At 37.5% G+C, this 14,343-nt stretch carries 15 protein-coding genes; 10 read left to right on the top strand and 5 right to left on the bottom strand.

Features of this window, described 5'->3' with window-relative positions; genetic code table 11:
• Window positions 1-42 precede the first annotated feature (42 nt).
• Both EV200_RS16115 and EV200_RS16110 read right to left on the bottom strand, forming a co-directional pair.
• Window positions 43-495, bottom strand: a complete 453-nt coding sequence (locus EV200_RS16115) for a ferritin-like domain-containing protein (protein ID WP_132534469.1) — start codon at window positions 493-495, stop codon at window positions 43-45.
• 140 nt (window positions 496-635) lie between these two features.
• Entirely contained in the window at window positions 636-836 is a 201-nt protein-coding gene (locus tag EV200_RS16110) for a hypothetical protein (RefSeq protein WP_132534467.1), read from the bottom strand.
• A gap of 251 nt (window positions 837-1,087) precedes the next feature.
• On the opposite strand from EV200_RS16110, the gene EV200_RS16105 reads away from it, so the two are divergent.
• From EV200_RS16105 to EV200_RS16085, 5 genes are all read left to right on the top strand, one after another.
• Window positions 1,088-1,987 carry an SDR family oxidoreductase gene (locus EV200_RS16105; RefSeq protein ID WP_132534465.1) on the top strand — a complete coding sequence of 300 codons (900 nt, stop codon included), beginning with the start codon at window positions 1,088-1,090 and terminating at the stop codon, window positions 1,985-1,987.
• Between the two features lie 211 nt (window positions 1,988-2,198).
• Complete coding sequence (locus EV200_RS16100; protein WP_132534462.1) at window positions 2,199-3,293, top strand: glycosyltransferase family 4 protein; 1,095 nt, start codon at window positions 2,199-2,201, stop codon at window positions 3,291-3,293.
• Window positions 3,293-4,441 carry an acyl-CoA dehydrogenase family protein gene (locus EV200_RS16095; protein WP_132534459.1) on the top strand — a complete coding sequence of 383 codons (1,149 nt, stop codon included), beginning with the start codon at window positions 3,293-3,295 and terminating at the stop codon, window positions 4,439-4,441. The genes EV200_RS16100 and EV200_RS16095 overlap by 1 nt, the downstream gene beginning before the upstream one ends.
• The gene (locus EV200_RS16090) at window positions 4,431-5,753 is read left to right on the top strand and encodes a bifunctional PIG-L family deacetylase/class I SAM-dependent methyltransferase (RefSeq protein ID WP_132534457.1); all 1,323 of its coding nucleotides are present in this window, start codon (window positions 4,431-4,433) and stop codon (window positions 5,751-5,753) included. The genes EV200_RS16095 and EV200_RS16090 overlap by 11 nt, the downstream gene beginning before the upstream one ends.
• 3 nt (window positions 5,754-5,756) lie before the next feature.
• Window positions 5,757-6,806, top strand: a complete 1,050-nt coding sequence (locus EV200_RS16085; protein ID WP_132534455.1) for a glycosyltransferase — start codon at window positions 5,757-5,759, stop codon at window positions 6,804-6,806.
• A gap of 1 nt (window position 6,807) precedes the next feature.
• Here the strand turns inward: EV200_RS16085 and EV200_RS16080 are convergent, their stop codons facing one another.
• The 3 genes from EV200_RS16080 to EV200_RS16070 all read right to left on the bottom strand — a co-directional run bounded on the left by EV200_RS16080 (window position 6,808) and on the right by EV200_RS16070 (window position 9,304).
• Window positions 6,808-7,620 carry a glycosyltransferase family 2 protein gene (locus tag EV200_RS16080; protein ID WP_132534453.1) on the bottom strand — a complete coding sequence of 271 codons (813 nt, stop codon included), beginning with the start codon at window positions 7,618-7,620 and terminating at the stop codon, window positions 6,808-6,810.
• A 12-nt stretch (window positions 7,621-7,632) separates the two neighbouring features.
• Window positions 7,633-8,838 (bottom strand): glycosyltransferase, encoded by a 1,206-nt coding sequence (locus tag EV200_RS16075; RefSeq protein ID WP_132534451.1) that lies wholly within the window; start codon window positions 8,836-8,838, stop codon window positions 7,633-7,635.
• Between the two features lie 199 nt (window positions 8,839-9,037).
• Window positions 9,038-9,304 carry a hypothetical protein gene (locus EV200_RS16070; protein WP_132534449.1) on the bottom strand — a complete coding sequence of 89 codons (267 nt, stop codon included), beginning with the start codon at window positions 9,302-9,304 and terminating at the stop codon, window positions 9,038-9,040.
• Between the two features lie 142 nt (window positions 9,305-9,446).
• On the opposite strand from EV200_RS16070, the gene EV200_RS16065 reads away from it, so the two are divergent.
• From EV200_RS16065 to EV200_RS16045, 5 genes are all read left to right on the top strand, one after another.
• On the top strand, window positions 9,447-9,752 hold the full coding sequence (locus EV200_RS16065) for a hypothetical protein (protein ID WP_132534447.1): 306 nt from the start codon (window positions 9,447-9,449) through the stop codon (window positions 9,750-9,752).
• Window positions 9,753-9,932: 180 nt separating this feature from the next.
• Window positions 9,933-11,390 carry an Asp-tRNA(Asn)/Glu-tRNA(Gln) amidotransferase subunit GatB gene (gene gatB / locus EV200_RS16060; protein WP_132534445.1) on the top strand — a complete coding sequence of 486 codons (1,458 nt, stop codon included), beginning with the start codon at window positions 9,933-9,935 and terminating at the stop codon, window positions 11,388-11,390.
• Window positions 11,390-12,502 carry a TlpA disulfide reductase family protein gene (locus EV200_RS16055; RefSeq protein ID WP_132534443.1) on the top strand — a complete coding sequence of 371 codons (1,113 nt, stop codon included), beginning with the start codon at window positions 11,390-11,392 and terminating at the stop codon, window positions 12,500-12,502. Before gatB ends, EV200_RS16055 begins: the two co-directional genes overlap by 1 nt.
• Window positions 12,503-12,605: 103 nt before the next feature.
• On the top strand, window positions 12,606-13,295 hold the full coding sequence (locus EV200_RS16050) for a response regulator transcription factor (protein ID WP_029286268.1): 690 nt from the start codon (window positions 12,606-12,608) through the stop codon (window positions 13,293-13,295).
• A gap of 318 nt (window positions 13,296-13,613) precedes the next feature.
• A complete protein-coding gene (locus tag EV200_RS16045) occupies window positions 13,614-14,336 on the top strand; it encodes an RluA family pseudouridine synthase (protein ID WP_132534441.1) in 723 nt (240 codons plus the stop codon).
• Window positions 14,337-14,343 lie beyond the last annotated feature (7 nt).

Raw genomic sequence — 14,343 nt, 5'->3', positions numbered from 1 at the left:
ATGGTATTAAATAAAAAGCCCCGCATTTCTGCAGGGCAATACTTATGATCTTGATGTCTTTAGAAAGGTAACTTCTTCTAATGCTTTGTGAATACCGTCTCTTTGTTTAGTTAATAAATCAAGATGGTCAGCATGAGTTTCCGGATGCTCAATTAAAGCATCGTACTTTTCTATCGCAGCTTTTTCTCCCGTTTCGATAGCACCCAAAATAGCCGCATCTTCTTTACTACTTAAAGCCTCTTTAATATCAATCCAGGTTCGGTGAATTGCACCTAAAATACCGCCTTCACTATTATCTGATGTTCCGCCATGCGTAGCCAAATGTGCTTTAAGTTCTAATTCATAAGCTTTACGCTCTGCCGCATATTTAAGGAAGATGGCTTTCAAATCTAGGCTTTCTGTTGTTTCAGCAGCTGATTCATAACCCTCTTTTCCATCATTTATAATTGATACTAAACCTTTAAGGTCACTAATGATTTCCTTATTATTTTCCATTTTTACAGTATATATGTTATTGAGATGATTAAATTGTTTTTAAATTATATAAGTATTTATATCATAATGATCTAAGTAAGATCTAATAAATAAATACTTTATCTTAACTATAAGCTAAAGGAGGTGATAGTCATGAATCATTATGAACTAAGAAGTTCATCTCCATGCTCTTCAATATATTTTGCAATAGCCTGCCTCCCGTTAGTGCCTGCTGCCTTTGCATATTCCTTATATTTCTCTGGACTGATTCTGGCTTGTTGCGCCGCATAAGAAATATCGTTTGGATCGTTAAGATCTACTCTTGTCTCATCACGACCATCTTCTTTTTTATAGTAATCCATAATGAATAAACAACATTCTCAACCATAAGGTTTAATAATTTATTTAGAATAGGTGAGATCATCACTTTTATCACTGCCATAATCTGATCGGCAAAAGATAAACCTATAAATCTTAATTTTTTCTGAACAAATGATAAATTTTTAGTGTTGAAATAAGTAGGTAAGCGAATGAAGTCGCGAGCCTTAAAGATTATTACACACGGTCAGATTAGTAATCTGGAGATGAATTGACCTAAAAAATTTTAAGACATATGCTTAATCAAAATCAAAAACCATTAGTGAGTCCATTAGATAAATACCCTAAACCACCATTTGTAAAACAGCCACAAGAAGTGCCTGGCCTAGCCTCTAAAATGAATCCGATTCCAGATCACGGAGAAAAAAGCTATAAAGGTTCAGGTAGACTTTTAGGACGCAAAGCGCTAATTACCGGAGGTGATTCCGGGATTGGTCGTGCAGCAGCTATTGCTTATGCAAGAGAAGGTGCAGATGTAGTAATTAATTATTTGCCACAAGAACAGTCAGATGCTGATGAAGTACTTGCACTGATTGAAGAAGCAGGTAGAAAAGGGTTTGGAATTCCAGGCGATATTACCACCGAAGATTTTTGTAAAAAATTAGTAGCCGAAGCTGCTGATAAATTAGGAGGGATAGATATCCTTGTTAACAATGCCGGGCATCAGCAAGCAGTTGATTCATTGTTAGATATCAGTTCAGCGAATTTTGATACGACGATGAAAACCAACGTTTATGCACCATTCTGGATCACGAAAGCCGCATTGCCATTACTTCCTGAAGGTTCGGTAATTATAGCCACCAGTTCTGTTCAGGCTTATGATCCTTCTGAAAACCTCTTTGACTATGCCCAAACGAAAGCCGCTAACGTTGCTTTTGTAAAATCACTCGCTAAACAACTCGGTCCAAAAGGAATCCGTGTAAATGGGGTAGCACCAGGTCCGGTTTGGACACCTTTACAAACCAGTGGTGGACAGCCACAGGATGCCATTGTGAATTTTGGTGAGGTTACACCACTTGGTCGTCCTGGTCAACCTGCTGAACTGGCTTCTATATATGTGCAACTTGCTGACAGCGATGCCAGTTTTGCAACCGGTCAGATTTATGGTGCTGCAGGTGGAAATGGACACCCATAGTGAATCATAATTAAATCTGATTTCAAAAGCTTCTCCCATCAGAGAGGCTTTTGAATTTTATACGATAACTACATGTTTCCATCTCTTTACAGCTAATATTAATTTCTTCAATGAATAACATATTACCTGCAAAAAAGAAATATAAAACTTAAGGACTAAAAATATTGTCTATTGATTGACTATAAACCATTACTAAATTGCTGAAATAAATATGAGGATTGGAATCATCGCTCACTTAAAACATCCCATAGTGGCTCCTTTTGCAGGAGGATTAGAGGTATTTACACATGAAATTACCAGAAGGTTGGTATCAAGAGGTCACGATGTGATCTTATTTGCCAGTTCTAGTTCCGATGAAAATCTTCCTGTAGATCCAATTTTATCTGATGAAGATTACGATGAAAAGACTGGCATGCGCATTAAACGGAGAGATCTACCTTCAGAATATATTGCAGAACATCATGCTTACTTTGGTCTAATGTCTAGAATAGACGATTACAAGCTGGATATTATTTTTAATAACAGTCTGCATTATATTCCCATCACAATGGCCAATCTAGTAACTACACCCATATTAACTGTTTTGCACACGCCACCGTTCTATGAACTTCAGATGGCCATCAAAGCAGAACAAAGAAATCCGGTTATTCAATATGTAACCGTTTCAAAACAAAGTGCTGCCAATTGGAACGAAATAATGTCTGATTGTGATGTAATAGAAAATGGCATTGACCTGGATTTATGGAAATCGTATGAAAAGCCAAATGATCAATCTTATGCCATCTGGTTTGGCAGAATCCATCCAGATAAAGGACTTCACCTTGCTATTCAGGCTGCAAAAGTAGCCGGAATTCCATTAAAAGTTGCTGGTGCCATTGCTGATCAACGATATTTTAAAGAAAAAGTATCAAGCCTACTTGATGAAAATGTAGAATTACTGGGGATTCAAGATCAAAAATCGTTAAATTCCTTAATTGGAGGCGCTAGTGTGTGTATTGTTAGTCCTTGCTGGCAAGAGCCATTTGGTTTAGTCGTTGCAGAAGCATTAAGCTGTGGAACGCCAGTAGCTGGCTTTAAAATGGGCGCATTACCAGAAATTGTGGCGGAAGGAACAGGAATTCTGGTGGATTATCCTGAAGTGGAGGATTTGGCCACAGCCATAAAAAAAGCAATGAAATTGGATCGGACTTTTGTAAGTAACTATGCCAGAAGTAGGTTTGATATTGAAAAGATGATGGACAGTTATGAAAAAATGCTTGCTGAAGTTGCACAGCAAAAAAACAAACAAAAAGTTTTAGAAGTATAATGACGAGTATAACAGAAGATATCCAAATAAAAAATAATGATGAGGCACAAATCAATTTTGTTTTAAATAAAATAGCCAAACGTGCGGCTGTAACAGAGCATCATCCCTCCGGACCTCAGGATGAATTTACTTGGTTACGTGAATGTGGTGCTCTATCTATTGTCTTGCCAGGATATGCTCTAGATTTTAATTTACCTAAAACTCCGGCACTTTTGAAACTATTAAAAGCAGTTGGAAAAGCAAATTTATCTGTAGGAAGAATATATGAAGGACACATTAATACCCTTTACCTCATTCATTTATATGCAGAAAAGGATCAGCGTGAAAGATGGTATAAAGAGGTAGAAGAACAGGGTCATCTGTTTGGTGTTTGGAATACACAGGCAGCAGATGGTATTTCTTTTCAAGCAGAGGAAAACATATTTCGTATTCAAGGCAGTAAAACTTTTTGTTCTGGAGCAGATTTGGTAAACCGAGCGTTAATTTCAGGAGAAATCGTTCGAAATGGAGAAAAGGGATGGCAAATGGCCATTATTAATATGGAAGATCTGTCGCAGGAAAAGATTGACCGGGAAACTTGGAAGCCACTTGGAATGAAAGCTTCCGGTAGTTATAAAGTAGATTTCAGCAATTATGTGATAACTGAACAGGACTTATTGGCAAAGCCAGGAACTTATTTAACACAACCATATTTTAATGGAGGAGCCATTCGGTTCGCAGCTGTACATTTGGGCGGTGCAGAGGCAATTGCAGACCAGACGTTGGCATATTTAAAAGAGTTAAAACGTACTGAAGATCCCTTTCAGCAAATGCGTATTTATAATATGATGAGCGCCCTTACTACAGGACAATTATGGATTAACCGGGCAGGAAAGTATTATGATCAATGGGCATCTAGTGGTACGCATGATCAGGCTTTAATTGCCTTTGCCAATATGACCCGAACCATCATAGAAGAGATTTGTTTAAATATTATGGATGAAAGTAACCGATGTGTAGGTGCACGTGGACTGATGGAGCCATTTGAACTGGAACGCTTGCATCGCGATCTTACTTTTTACCTTCGCCAGCCAGCTCCTGACGCAACCCGCACCAAAGCTGCAGAATTTTTTATTCATAACGATTTTTCTTTCGACGATGATATTTGATAAAACAGCATTCTGGTCGTCTGCGGTGAGCATTGATCAGCAATTCTTGAATGAAATTAAACGATGCCTTATTTTAGCGCCACATCCTGATGATGAATCATTGGCATGTGGAGGTTTAATCCAATCATTGATACAAAGAGGTTGTGATGTCCGTGTCATCCTGAATACCGATGGAAGCCAGTCACATCACTCAGCTACATATCCTTCAGATCGTCTGGCTGAATTACGGTATACAGAAATGATTACCGCCCTCGGATTTTTAGGCTTAAGTCAGGATAAACTTTCAGGTTACCAGAGCAAAGATTCTGCAATGCCTGCAAAGGGTGAAGATGGATTTGAGGCATTATCAATAAAACTTCATGCTGATTTATCGTCTTTTCTTCCACAATTGATTTTAGTTCCCTACGAACTTGATCCGCATCGTGATCATCGGGCAACTTTTCAACTGCTTTTTGCTGCATTAAAAAATGTGACGAACTATAAACCAACCATTTGGGAATATCCGATCTGGTTATATGAAAATGCCAGTGAAAATGACATCCCAAAACTGGAAGCAGGGGAGCTTAAATTTTTAGAAATTAAAGATAATTTGTCTCAAAAAAATAAAGCCATTCATGCGCACCAGTCTCAAACTACCCAACTGATTCATGATGATCCTACAGGATTCATGCTATCAGAAGAAATGATTGGAAATTTTTTAACAGGGAAGGAATATTTTATGCAGCGAAAAAAAACTAATCCTGCAAATACGCTTTCGAAAGACTACTTCGAGCAGCTTTACAGCACCCATTCAGATCCATGGTCATTTGAAACCAGTGTATATGAAAAAGATAAATATGCGGCTACAGTAGCGGCGATTCCAAATGGTCAGTATGAGCGGGCACTCGAGATAGGATGTTCTATTGGGGTACTCACACAAATGTTGAGTACTAAATGTCAACACCTGATCTCTATGGATATCAGTGAAATTGCATTAGAAAAAGCCAGATCACGAATGAAAGACCAAGAAGATGTAACTTTTCTTCATGGTGGAATTCCAATGGATTATCCCGAAGGAAACTTTAATTTAATTGTGATGAGTGAGGTAGGTTACTATCTGTCCAAAGAAGATCTTTTGAAAGCCAGAGAACTGATCACCAATTCGTTAAGTCCTCATGGTGTTTTAGTGCTGGTTCACTGGACACATTTTGTTGCAGATTATCCTTTAAGTGGAGATGAAGTTCATCATTGTTTTGCCGACGCCGACCTCTCACATATAAAAGGTGATAGAAAAGCTGATTATAGGTTGGACGTTTTTAGGAAGCAAGGATAGTTTATGGAGTTTAACCTGGCATTTTACGTTCACCACCACGGCGCTGGTCATTTTACGAGAACGGCACAAATCATTACCCGTTTATCTGGATTTAACATTACCCTGTTAGGCAGTAATCTGAAACCCTTTGTGCATTTACTTCCAGCAAATATTGATGTTATTCACCTTCCAATGGATACGCCAGAAGATCATGATTTGTACTTTCAGGATGGAAATACAGTTGATGCCTTGCATTACGCCCCTTTAAATGTTAAAGGAATTAGTGACCGGGTAGCCATGATGACTGAGTTTTTCAGATCAGCCTGGCCGCTGGTATTGGTGGTGGATGTATCTGTTGAGGTGACATTATTAGCCAGACTCGCTGGTATTCCAACCATCGTCATGCGACAACACGGACTTCGTGATGATTTGCCCCACCTTATGGCCTATCAAAGTGCTGAATACCTTCTTGCACCATTTTCAGCTTCTATTTCACCTGTATCAGCTAAATGGATAGAAGAGAAGACGATTTTTGTTGGTGGCTTTTCAAGATTTTCTGAGGGTGATTCAAACAATGAAATGGAACGTCACGTTGCTGTAATTGTTGGGAGCGGAGGTACCTCAATAAATGCTGCCTTCCTTAAATTTTTGGTCATTTCAGGTTCAGATTTTTATTTTCACATCATTGGGAAAATTGAAGGTAAACAGATAGAACATGCTCACATTAAATATTATGGACACCTGGATGAACCGAAGGCAGTATTGGATCAATGTCGTATCATAATCGGCAATGCCGGACACAATACAGTAATGGAAATGGCTAGCCTCAACAAACGATTTATCGGTATTCCAGAATCACGTCCATTTGAAGAACAAGTAGATAAGGCTAGTGCCATTTCCTCATTCCCAGGTGTGCGCATTTTTTTGCCTGAATCGCTTTACCACACGGATTGGAATCACATGCTTACTGAAATGGAAGATACAGCGCCAAGTTGGAAGGATGTAATTGCCGAAAGTGCTTTGGAGGATGCAGCAAATGCAATTATAGCTGTCGGTAAAAGGTTGTATGGCTAGTTTATTTTTTTAAAGCAGCCAATATTTCCTCATCAGCAGGCTTTCTCTTAAATGTGATTTTTCGCTCATCCCAATCAATCAGATTCATATTTTTAAAAGCTTTTAACCAGCCTTCCATTGGCCACTTTTTCCATTTTTGATAGAATCGGTTTGCATTACCTATTATATCTTTCAGGTGATTGAGCGGTGGAGAAAAGCTTTCGTGATATTGATGATAGGCTTTGGCTGAAACATGTTGTAAAGGCACCTGCATTTTTTCTGCAGAGAAAGAAAAGTCTGTATCCTCAGCGCCATAACCCTTGTAACCTTCATCAAAACCTCCAATTTTTTGATAAATGGTCTTCTGACAGGCAAAATTTAACGACCAAAAAAGTGAATAGGGTATAACATCCATGTCGCTACGAATGGGATCAGGATCACTGAATACTTCCATAGCACTTAGGAAATCATCCTGTGCAGTAGCACCACTTCTTAAATATCTCACCTCGCCACTCAGCAGTGCATTTGAATCTTGATGTGCTTGATAATCAGCAATAAGCGTTTCAGAAGGAATACAATCCACATCTAAAAATATTAAGAAATCGCCATCTGCCTTTTCAGCAGCAAGATTTCGTGCAGCAGCTAGAGGCAAATGTGCCGATTCAATGATATTATAACAGCGAATAGGGAATGGAAAAGTAGGCAATTCTCTAATGGGCTCATTCATAAACACCACTACCAGTTGATCTGGCAAAATGCTGTTAGTTTCTAAACCCTTCAGTAGATTATGAAGTGCGTTTGCTCTTCCTTTAACAATGGTTAAAACGGATATCATTTTCTAAATCTACTAGACCGCGATACTTTGCATTTCATCTGATTCGCTGATGGCAATAGAATTTTGTTCAGGTTGAAAAATAGGTTTTGAAAAATACTGCCTTACTGATGCGATGGCCTTTGATATTGGTTCCATGATAATTTGCGTATGTCCGGATGATAAAAGATGCTCCTCAATTTGTTCCCATAAACTTTCAAAATATTGATTGTTTTGTACAGCCATTTTTAATGCCTGAAAATCGATTGATAGGGCAGCAGCTAGTGTATTTAATTCAGGATGAAAAGCAGCACATTGCTTACTGCTAGCCCATAATTTCCGCAAGGTATTTTTAGTGCTTAATTTAAAAATCAGTGTTTCTAATGATTCTACCAATTGCTGATCTCCCTTTACATTCATATCTTGCCATTGTTGCAACTGTACAGAAAAGCCAAATTCTACCCTTCCGTTCAATCGGGAAGAAGTATATATCTTCACATTCGGAGAGTGTCTAAATTTGGCATCTACCCGTTTCAATCGTTTTCTGAATTCTTCATCTTCAAGGTATGGAATTGCAGGTAATCTTCCTGATCGATCGTAAATTTCACAGGTTACAGCCAAACTAGGACCATAACATTGAAAATGCCGGGGCCATGGGTTTGATATGCATGGATCCAATACAGATTCCAACCGGCTGGAAAATAATCTATAGGTAACATCTCGTAAGTGATGCAATTTAGATTGTTCAGGGGTATCTCTCGGTAAAATTCTGCCGCCCACAACATCCACCCCATTTTCCATTTCAGCCAAAATATGATATAGCCACGTAGGGTCAGCCTGGCTATCGCCATCTGTAGAAACTATAATTCCACGGTTTCCCGCCACCTGAATCAGCCGTTGATAAGCATTGTCCATTAATAATCTTCTGGCCGTACCAATATGTGCAGCATCACCTTGAAATGTAATTTCAGCAACCTGAAAAGCAAATTTTGGATATACCAATTGGTAAGCCTGACAGATTTTAAAAGTTTCGTCTGTACAATTATTAGCCAGCACTAATACCTCAAAGCTATGATAATCAATTTGATTTCCTGAAGGATCACACTGCATACGAAGTGCATTTAAAGTATCAATAATACATTCTGCTTCATTCTTTACCGGAATTACAACAGATACACGTAAAAGGGGATGTGGTAGTGTCGGAAAAAGGGCGTTATTTTTTTTAAATAAAGATAGAATCATAGGGTTGCGAGAGATATGTTTTCAATGAGAACACTATTTTTTTGATAAAAGTTCTATAATTCTACATATCGCAATCAATCCCTTAAGCAGGTGTCTATTAAAGAATTCTATGTCATGAATAAAAAAGAAAATAAGATGTAATATTTTATATTCTGATGAAATATTTAGAGTAGTTTTAATATATAAACTTCGTTAAAAACTAACGATTTTCAATCTCTGCAATAATCTGATTAATTACGGGCGAATGTAATACGATTTGATGGCTTTGTGGATTAAGATCACTTTCAAATAGAGAAACCTCCTCAATTAATTCATCTAATGGAAGCAGTTGCCAATCTTCACCCGGTGGCCTCAAAGCAGCAATAATATGCCCTTCATGAATGATCTCATAAATACCATCAGCCTCACTAACCGTTATTGGAGTGTCAATACCATCAAGACTTACCACCAAGTTAAATGATTTCATTTTAAAGGAACATGTTCTGGTAGAAAAGGTTTTAACGGATATTATTATTTATATGTAATATACCATCAAAATAATTAACCTCTGTTTCAGTAATTTAACGTTGAGCATTTGCAAATTTGGATTATGCGTTTAAATTTGCGCCATGACTGTGACTGTGCTGGCTATCTTAGAGACTGATTTTGTTCCTGCAAAACACCTGGCAAAAATCATGAATGACCGTTTGAATCGTGCGGCTAAAGAACTTGCTGATGTACATCTCAAGGCGCTAACCGGGCGTGGATTTTCACAGGATGATCTGGTGGTTTATTTAAGTTATAATCCTAAATTTAAAATACGTTACCGCATTGTGAATGATGTTCCGGCAGATATCGAATATTTTGTTGCAGAATGCTGTGGCCGTCTTGGTTATATTTTATGGAGAACCAATCTGGTAAATGTAGATCAATAAGTTATCCTTAAATATTATTATATCTTTAGATTGAAAATATCGTTTAATTTCGTAATACGTAAAGCAAGATTTACCATTAAGAAATAGACACCTACGTGATATTCTGGTTGAATTGTGCCCATTCAATTTAACATTCTTTGTTATATTTGTCGGCACGATACATTAAAGCATCATTTTTATATGAGTTTAGGGATACCCGAAAACAGATACGAGTTAGTTTCAGGATTGGAAATCCATGTTCAGTTAAATACAAATACCAAAATATTTTCTGCTGACAGTGCATCTTTTGGGGCTTTGCCGAATCAAAATATTTCCACAGTTTCTCTGGCTTTACCAGGTGCTTTACCAAAATTAAATAAAGAAGTGGTAGCGAAAGCCATCCGGATTGGTTTAGCATTAAATTGTACCATTAATCAGGTGAATCATTTTGACAGGAAGAATTATTTCTATGCTGATTTGCCAAAAGGATATCAAATTACTCAGGATAATCAACCCATTTGCATTAATGGATATTTAGAAGTAGAACTGAGTAATGGTTCGAAAAAGAAAATTGGCATTAACCGTATCCATTTAGAAGAAGATGCTGGCAAAAGCATCCACGATCAGGATGACCATTACTCCTTGGTTGATTTAAACCGTGCAGGCGTACCCTTAATAGAAATTGTAACAGAACCTGATATCCGCAGTGCGGAAGAAGCATCGGCATTATTGAGCGAAATCAGAAAACTGGTGCGCCATTTAAATGTGAGCGATGGTAATATGGAAGAAGGTAGCTTACGTTGCGATGCCAATATCTCTATTCGTGAAAATGGAACAACTGCTTTTGGTACACGTTGCGAAGTGAAAAATTTGAATTCAATGCGTAATGTACGCAGGGCGATGGAATTTGAATTTGGAAGGCAAGTGGAGGTGGTAAGCAATGGTGGAACCATTATCCAGAGTACCTTAAATTTTGATGCGGATAAGGGTACTACCTCACCGATGCGAACAAAGGAAGAAGCCAACGATTACCGTTATTTCTCCGATCCGGATTTACAGCCTATTCATATTTCTGATGAATGGCTTTCGGAAATTAAGTCTGCCATGCCTGCTTTGCCGAATGAGATTTCCAGACAGTTGATCGCAGAATTTGGAATCAGCAAAGCTGATGCAACGCTATTTGCCGAAGACTTAGATTTATTAAATTATTTCCATCAGGCATTGCCCATCGTTAACATCAAGAAAACACTCATCAACTGGTTAATTGGGCCTATCAGAGCAGTTTTGAGTGAAAGGGGAATAGCAATTGCTGATTATAAAGTTCAACCAGATCAATTGGCAATGGCCATTAACCTGGTTGAGGATAAAAAACTTACTCAACAAATCGCTATTCAACAATTATTGCCGGCTATTGAAGAAACAGGTGAAACTAACGTAGCTGTTTTAGCACAGCAGTTAAATTTACTGATTACAGAAAACAGCAATGAGCTTGATGGATTTATTGATGAGGTACTAAATAAATACCCGCAACAAGTAGAAGCCTATAAAAAAGGCAAAAAAGGTGTTTTAGGTTTGTTTGTGGGTGACGTAATGAAGCTGGCAAAAGGTAAGGCAGACGCTAAAAAACTAAATGAATTAATATTAGAAAAACTTAAATAATGAAATTAAAGAACTTAAGCCTGATCGTGTTGATCGCGATTGCTTTCACGGCATGTAAACCTAAAGATAGTTTTACTATCGACGGAACATTCAAAAATCCGGGGACAGAGAAAAAAGTATTTTTGCTTGCTATGGAAAACAGCCAGATGGTAGCAATAGATTCAACCAATTTATCAGAGAAAGGTGAATTTAAATTTATCAGAAAAACACCATCGGTTGATTTTTTTAGGGTTTCTATAGGTAACCACGAATTTATGCTAATTGCTAAGAACGGAGATGATATCAAACTGGAAGCAGATTTAGCTGATAAAACAATGGCCTATAAAATATCTGGTGCCAATGAAGTGGAAAAATTATCAGAGCTTAATACACTTAAAAATAATTTCGCTAAACAAGTAGAGAAACTGCAAGCAGACTTTGAGGCAAAGGTTGCCAAACAGCCAAAAAACAGAGCAGCTATATTGGAAGAAGCAAAGCCACAGTATGAGTCTTATATCAATCAGCTAAATTCATCAATCTTAAAATTTGCAAAGGACAACAAAGGTACATTAGCAAGTTTTTACGCCATGAATACTTTAAGCCCACAGGAGTTTGAAGCTCAACTAGTAGCCTTCGCAGATGAAATTAAAGATGAGATTAAAGGGAATGCAACTGTTGATACATTTATCAAACAAATGGCTTTACTAAAAGCGGTTCAGGTTGGACAGGTAGCGCCGTCATTTACCATTAATACTGCAGATGGAAAACCAGTAAGCTTAGCAGATTATAAAGGTAAATATGTTTTGGTAGATTTCTGGGCCTCATGGTGCACACCTTGTCGCCAGGAAAATCCAAACGTGGTAAAAGTCTATAATAAATACAAAACAAAGAATTTTGATATCGTTGGTATTTCATTAGATACGGATAAAGCTGCCTGGTTAGGTGCCATCAAAGCTGACGGCTTGATGTGGACACATGTTTCAGAATTGAAAGATTTTAATGGAGAAACGGTGAAAAAATATCAGGTACAGGCAATCCCAACATCATATCTGATTGATCCTTCGGGTAAAATTGCCGCAAAAAACTTACGTGGTGATGAACTTGAGGCATTTTTAGCTAAGACGTTACGTTAAAACAAATTCAATGTTAAACTAATTTAAGTCGTTAACAATTTATTAACTTAGGCTTAACGAAGAGTTACAGCAGAGACAGTACTTTCGTAACAAATATTTAACTATGAACAACGCAGGTCAGAAAATATTAATTGTTGATGATGAACCAGATATTCTGGAACTGATTGAATATAACCTGAAAAAAGAGGGATATCAGGTTTTTACGGCTGCAAACGGTCAAGAGGGGATTACAGTAGCGAAGAAAGTTCATCCTGACTTAATCATTCTGGACATCATGATGCCTAAAATGGATGGAATTGAAGCTTGTCGTTTGATGAGGGCCATTCCAGAATTTAAAAATACTTTTATGGTATTTTTAACGGCTAGAAGTGAAGAATATTCTGAAATTGCAGGTTTTAATGTAGGTGCTGATGACTATATCGCAAAACCAATCAAACCCCGTGCATTAGTGAGCCGGATCAATGCCATTTTAAGAAGAAATGCAGGAACTGAAGAAGTTTCTGAAAATAAATTAGAAATCGGCGATTTAGTAATAGATAGAGAAGCCTATCTGGTTTTTCAGGGCGGTAATAAAGTTGTTTTAGCCAAGAAGGAGTTTGAATTGTTATACCTTTTAGCTTCAAAACCAGGTAAGGTTTACACCCGTGAATCAATTCTTAAAAACATCTGGGAAGATTCGGTTGTGGTAACCAACAGAACAATTGATGTTCATATTCGTAAGTTAAGAGAAAAATTAGGTGAAACTTATGTATCAACCGTTAAAGGGGTAGGATATAAGTTCGAACTTTCATAGAAAGTAATATAAATATTTAAGCCGCAGATTCGCTGATTGATCAGAGGGCCTGCGGCTTTTTTATTTTAGAAAATTTCCTTCTTTCTCCGTTTCGTCGTAACCTCATTGCTGTTAACCAGTAGATAAAGCTAAGAATATCGTCATTGCGAGGTACGAAGCAGTCTTAATGCAGATGTTAATAGTGAATAGGAATATTTCGTGGCTCACATTGATATGTATCTTCATATCCTTTATCTAGGTTTATCCTTATTATGCCGTTAATTTCTACACCAATAAAAATAAATCCTTATTTTTGCGGCTCATTAATAATAATACAGTTTGAAGTATCCAAATTTTAAAGATCTTATCCTTTTCGAAGACAATGATTTTATCGTCATTAACAAACCACCATTTCTAGCCTCACTTGATGAAAGAGGCGGCTCAGGCGAAACCAATGTTTTGCGCTTAGCAAAACAATATAGTGATGATGCTCAGGTTTGTCATCGTTTGGATAAAGAAACATCGGGTGCTTTAATCATTGCCAAAAATCCAGAAGCTTATCGTCATGCTTCCATGCAATTTGAGAGAAGGAAAGTAAATAAAACCTATCACGCAGTAGTAGATGGTCATGTTATTTTTGACCAGTTATTGGTTGATTTACCCATTCTCAACGATGGAAATAAAAACGTAACCATTGATCGGGCGGAAGGTAAAAGAGCAGAAACTATTTTTGATTCCTTAAAATTTTATAAGCATTATACACTGGTAGAATGTAAGCCGATTACAGGCCGGATGCACCAAATCAGGATTCACCTGGCAACACAACGGGCAGCAATAGTAGGTGATGACATGTATAAGGGCAAACCTGTTTTTCTTTCCTCCATTAAACGTGGATATAAATTAACAAAGGGTGAAGAAGAACAGCCTATTATGAAACGTTTCGCCTTACATGCGCGGCATTTAGTATTTAAGGGGTTAAATGACCAGGATATTGTTATTGACGCACCATATCCAAAAGATTTTGCTACTTTAATTAAGCTCCTAGACAAGTTTGATGCATAAATAACTG

The sequence above is a fragment of the Pedobacter psychrotolerans genome (assembly GCF_004340665.1).
Lineage (GTDB): Bacteria > Bacteroidota > Bacteroidia > Sphingobacteriales > Sphingobacteriaceae > Pedobacter > Pedobacter psychrotolerans.
The sequence above is the reverse complement of the archived record's forward strand: the minus strand, read 5'-3'. Positions and strand labels throughout refer to the sequence as shown.

Bases quoted from the DNA above. Each gene is read 5' to 3' on its own strand.
- EV200_RS16065 (WP_132534447.1), top strand. From the start codon at position 9,447: ATGACTGTGACTGTGCTGGCTATCTTAGAGACTGATTTTGTTCCTGCA.
- EV200_RS16090 (WP_132534457.1), top strand. From the start codon at position 4,431: ATGATATTTGATAAAACAGCATTCTGGTCGTCTGCGGTGAGCATTGAT.
- EV200_RS16055 (WP_132534443.1), top strand. From the start codon at position 11,390: ATGAAATTAAAGAACTTAAGCCTGATCGTGTTGATCGCGATTGCTTTC.
- EV200_RS16075 (WP_132534451.1), bottom strand. From the start codon at position 8,838: ATGATTCTATCTTTATTTAAAAAAAATAACGCCCTTTTTCCGACACTA.
- gatB (WP_132534445.1), top strand. From the start codon at position 9,933: ATGAGTTTAGGGATACCCGAAAACAGATACGAGTTAGTTTCAGGATTG.
- EV200_RS16095 (WP_132534459.1), top strand. From the start codon at position 3,293: ATGACGAGTATAACAGAAGATATCCAAATAAAAAATAATGATGAGGCA.
- EV200_RS16085 (WP_132534455.1), top strand. From the start codon at position 5,757: ATGGAGTTTAACCTGGCATTTTACGTTCACCACCACGGCGCTGGTCAT.
- EV200_RS16080 (WP_132534453.1), bottom strand. From the start codon at position 7,620: ATGATATCCGTTTTAACCATTGTTAAAGGAAGAGCAAACGCACTTCAT.
- EV200_RS16110 (WP_132534467.1), bottom strand. From the start codon at position 836: ATGGATTACTATAAAAAAGAAGATGGTCGTGATGAGACAAGAGTAGAT.
- EV200_RS16115 (WP_132534469.1), bottom strand. From the start codon at position 495: ATGGAAAATAATAAGGAAATCATTAGTGACCTTAAAGGTTTAGTATCA.
- EV200_RS16070 (WP_132534449.1), bottom strand. From the start codon at position 9,304: ATGAAATCATTTAACTTGGTGGTAAGTCTTGATGGTATTGACACTCCA.
- EV200_RS16100 (WP_132534462.1), top strand. From the start codon at position 2,199: ATGAGGATTGGAATCATCGCTCACTTAAAACATCCCATAGTGGCTCCT.
- EV200_RS16105 (WP_132534465.1), top strand. From the start codon at position 1,088: ATGCTTAATCAAAATCAAAAACCATTAGTGAGTCCATTAGATAAATAC.
- EV200_RS16050 (WP_029286268.1), top strand. From the start codon at position 12,606: ATGAACAACGCAGGTCAGAAAATATTAATTGTTGATGATGAACCAGAT.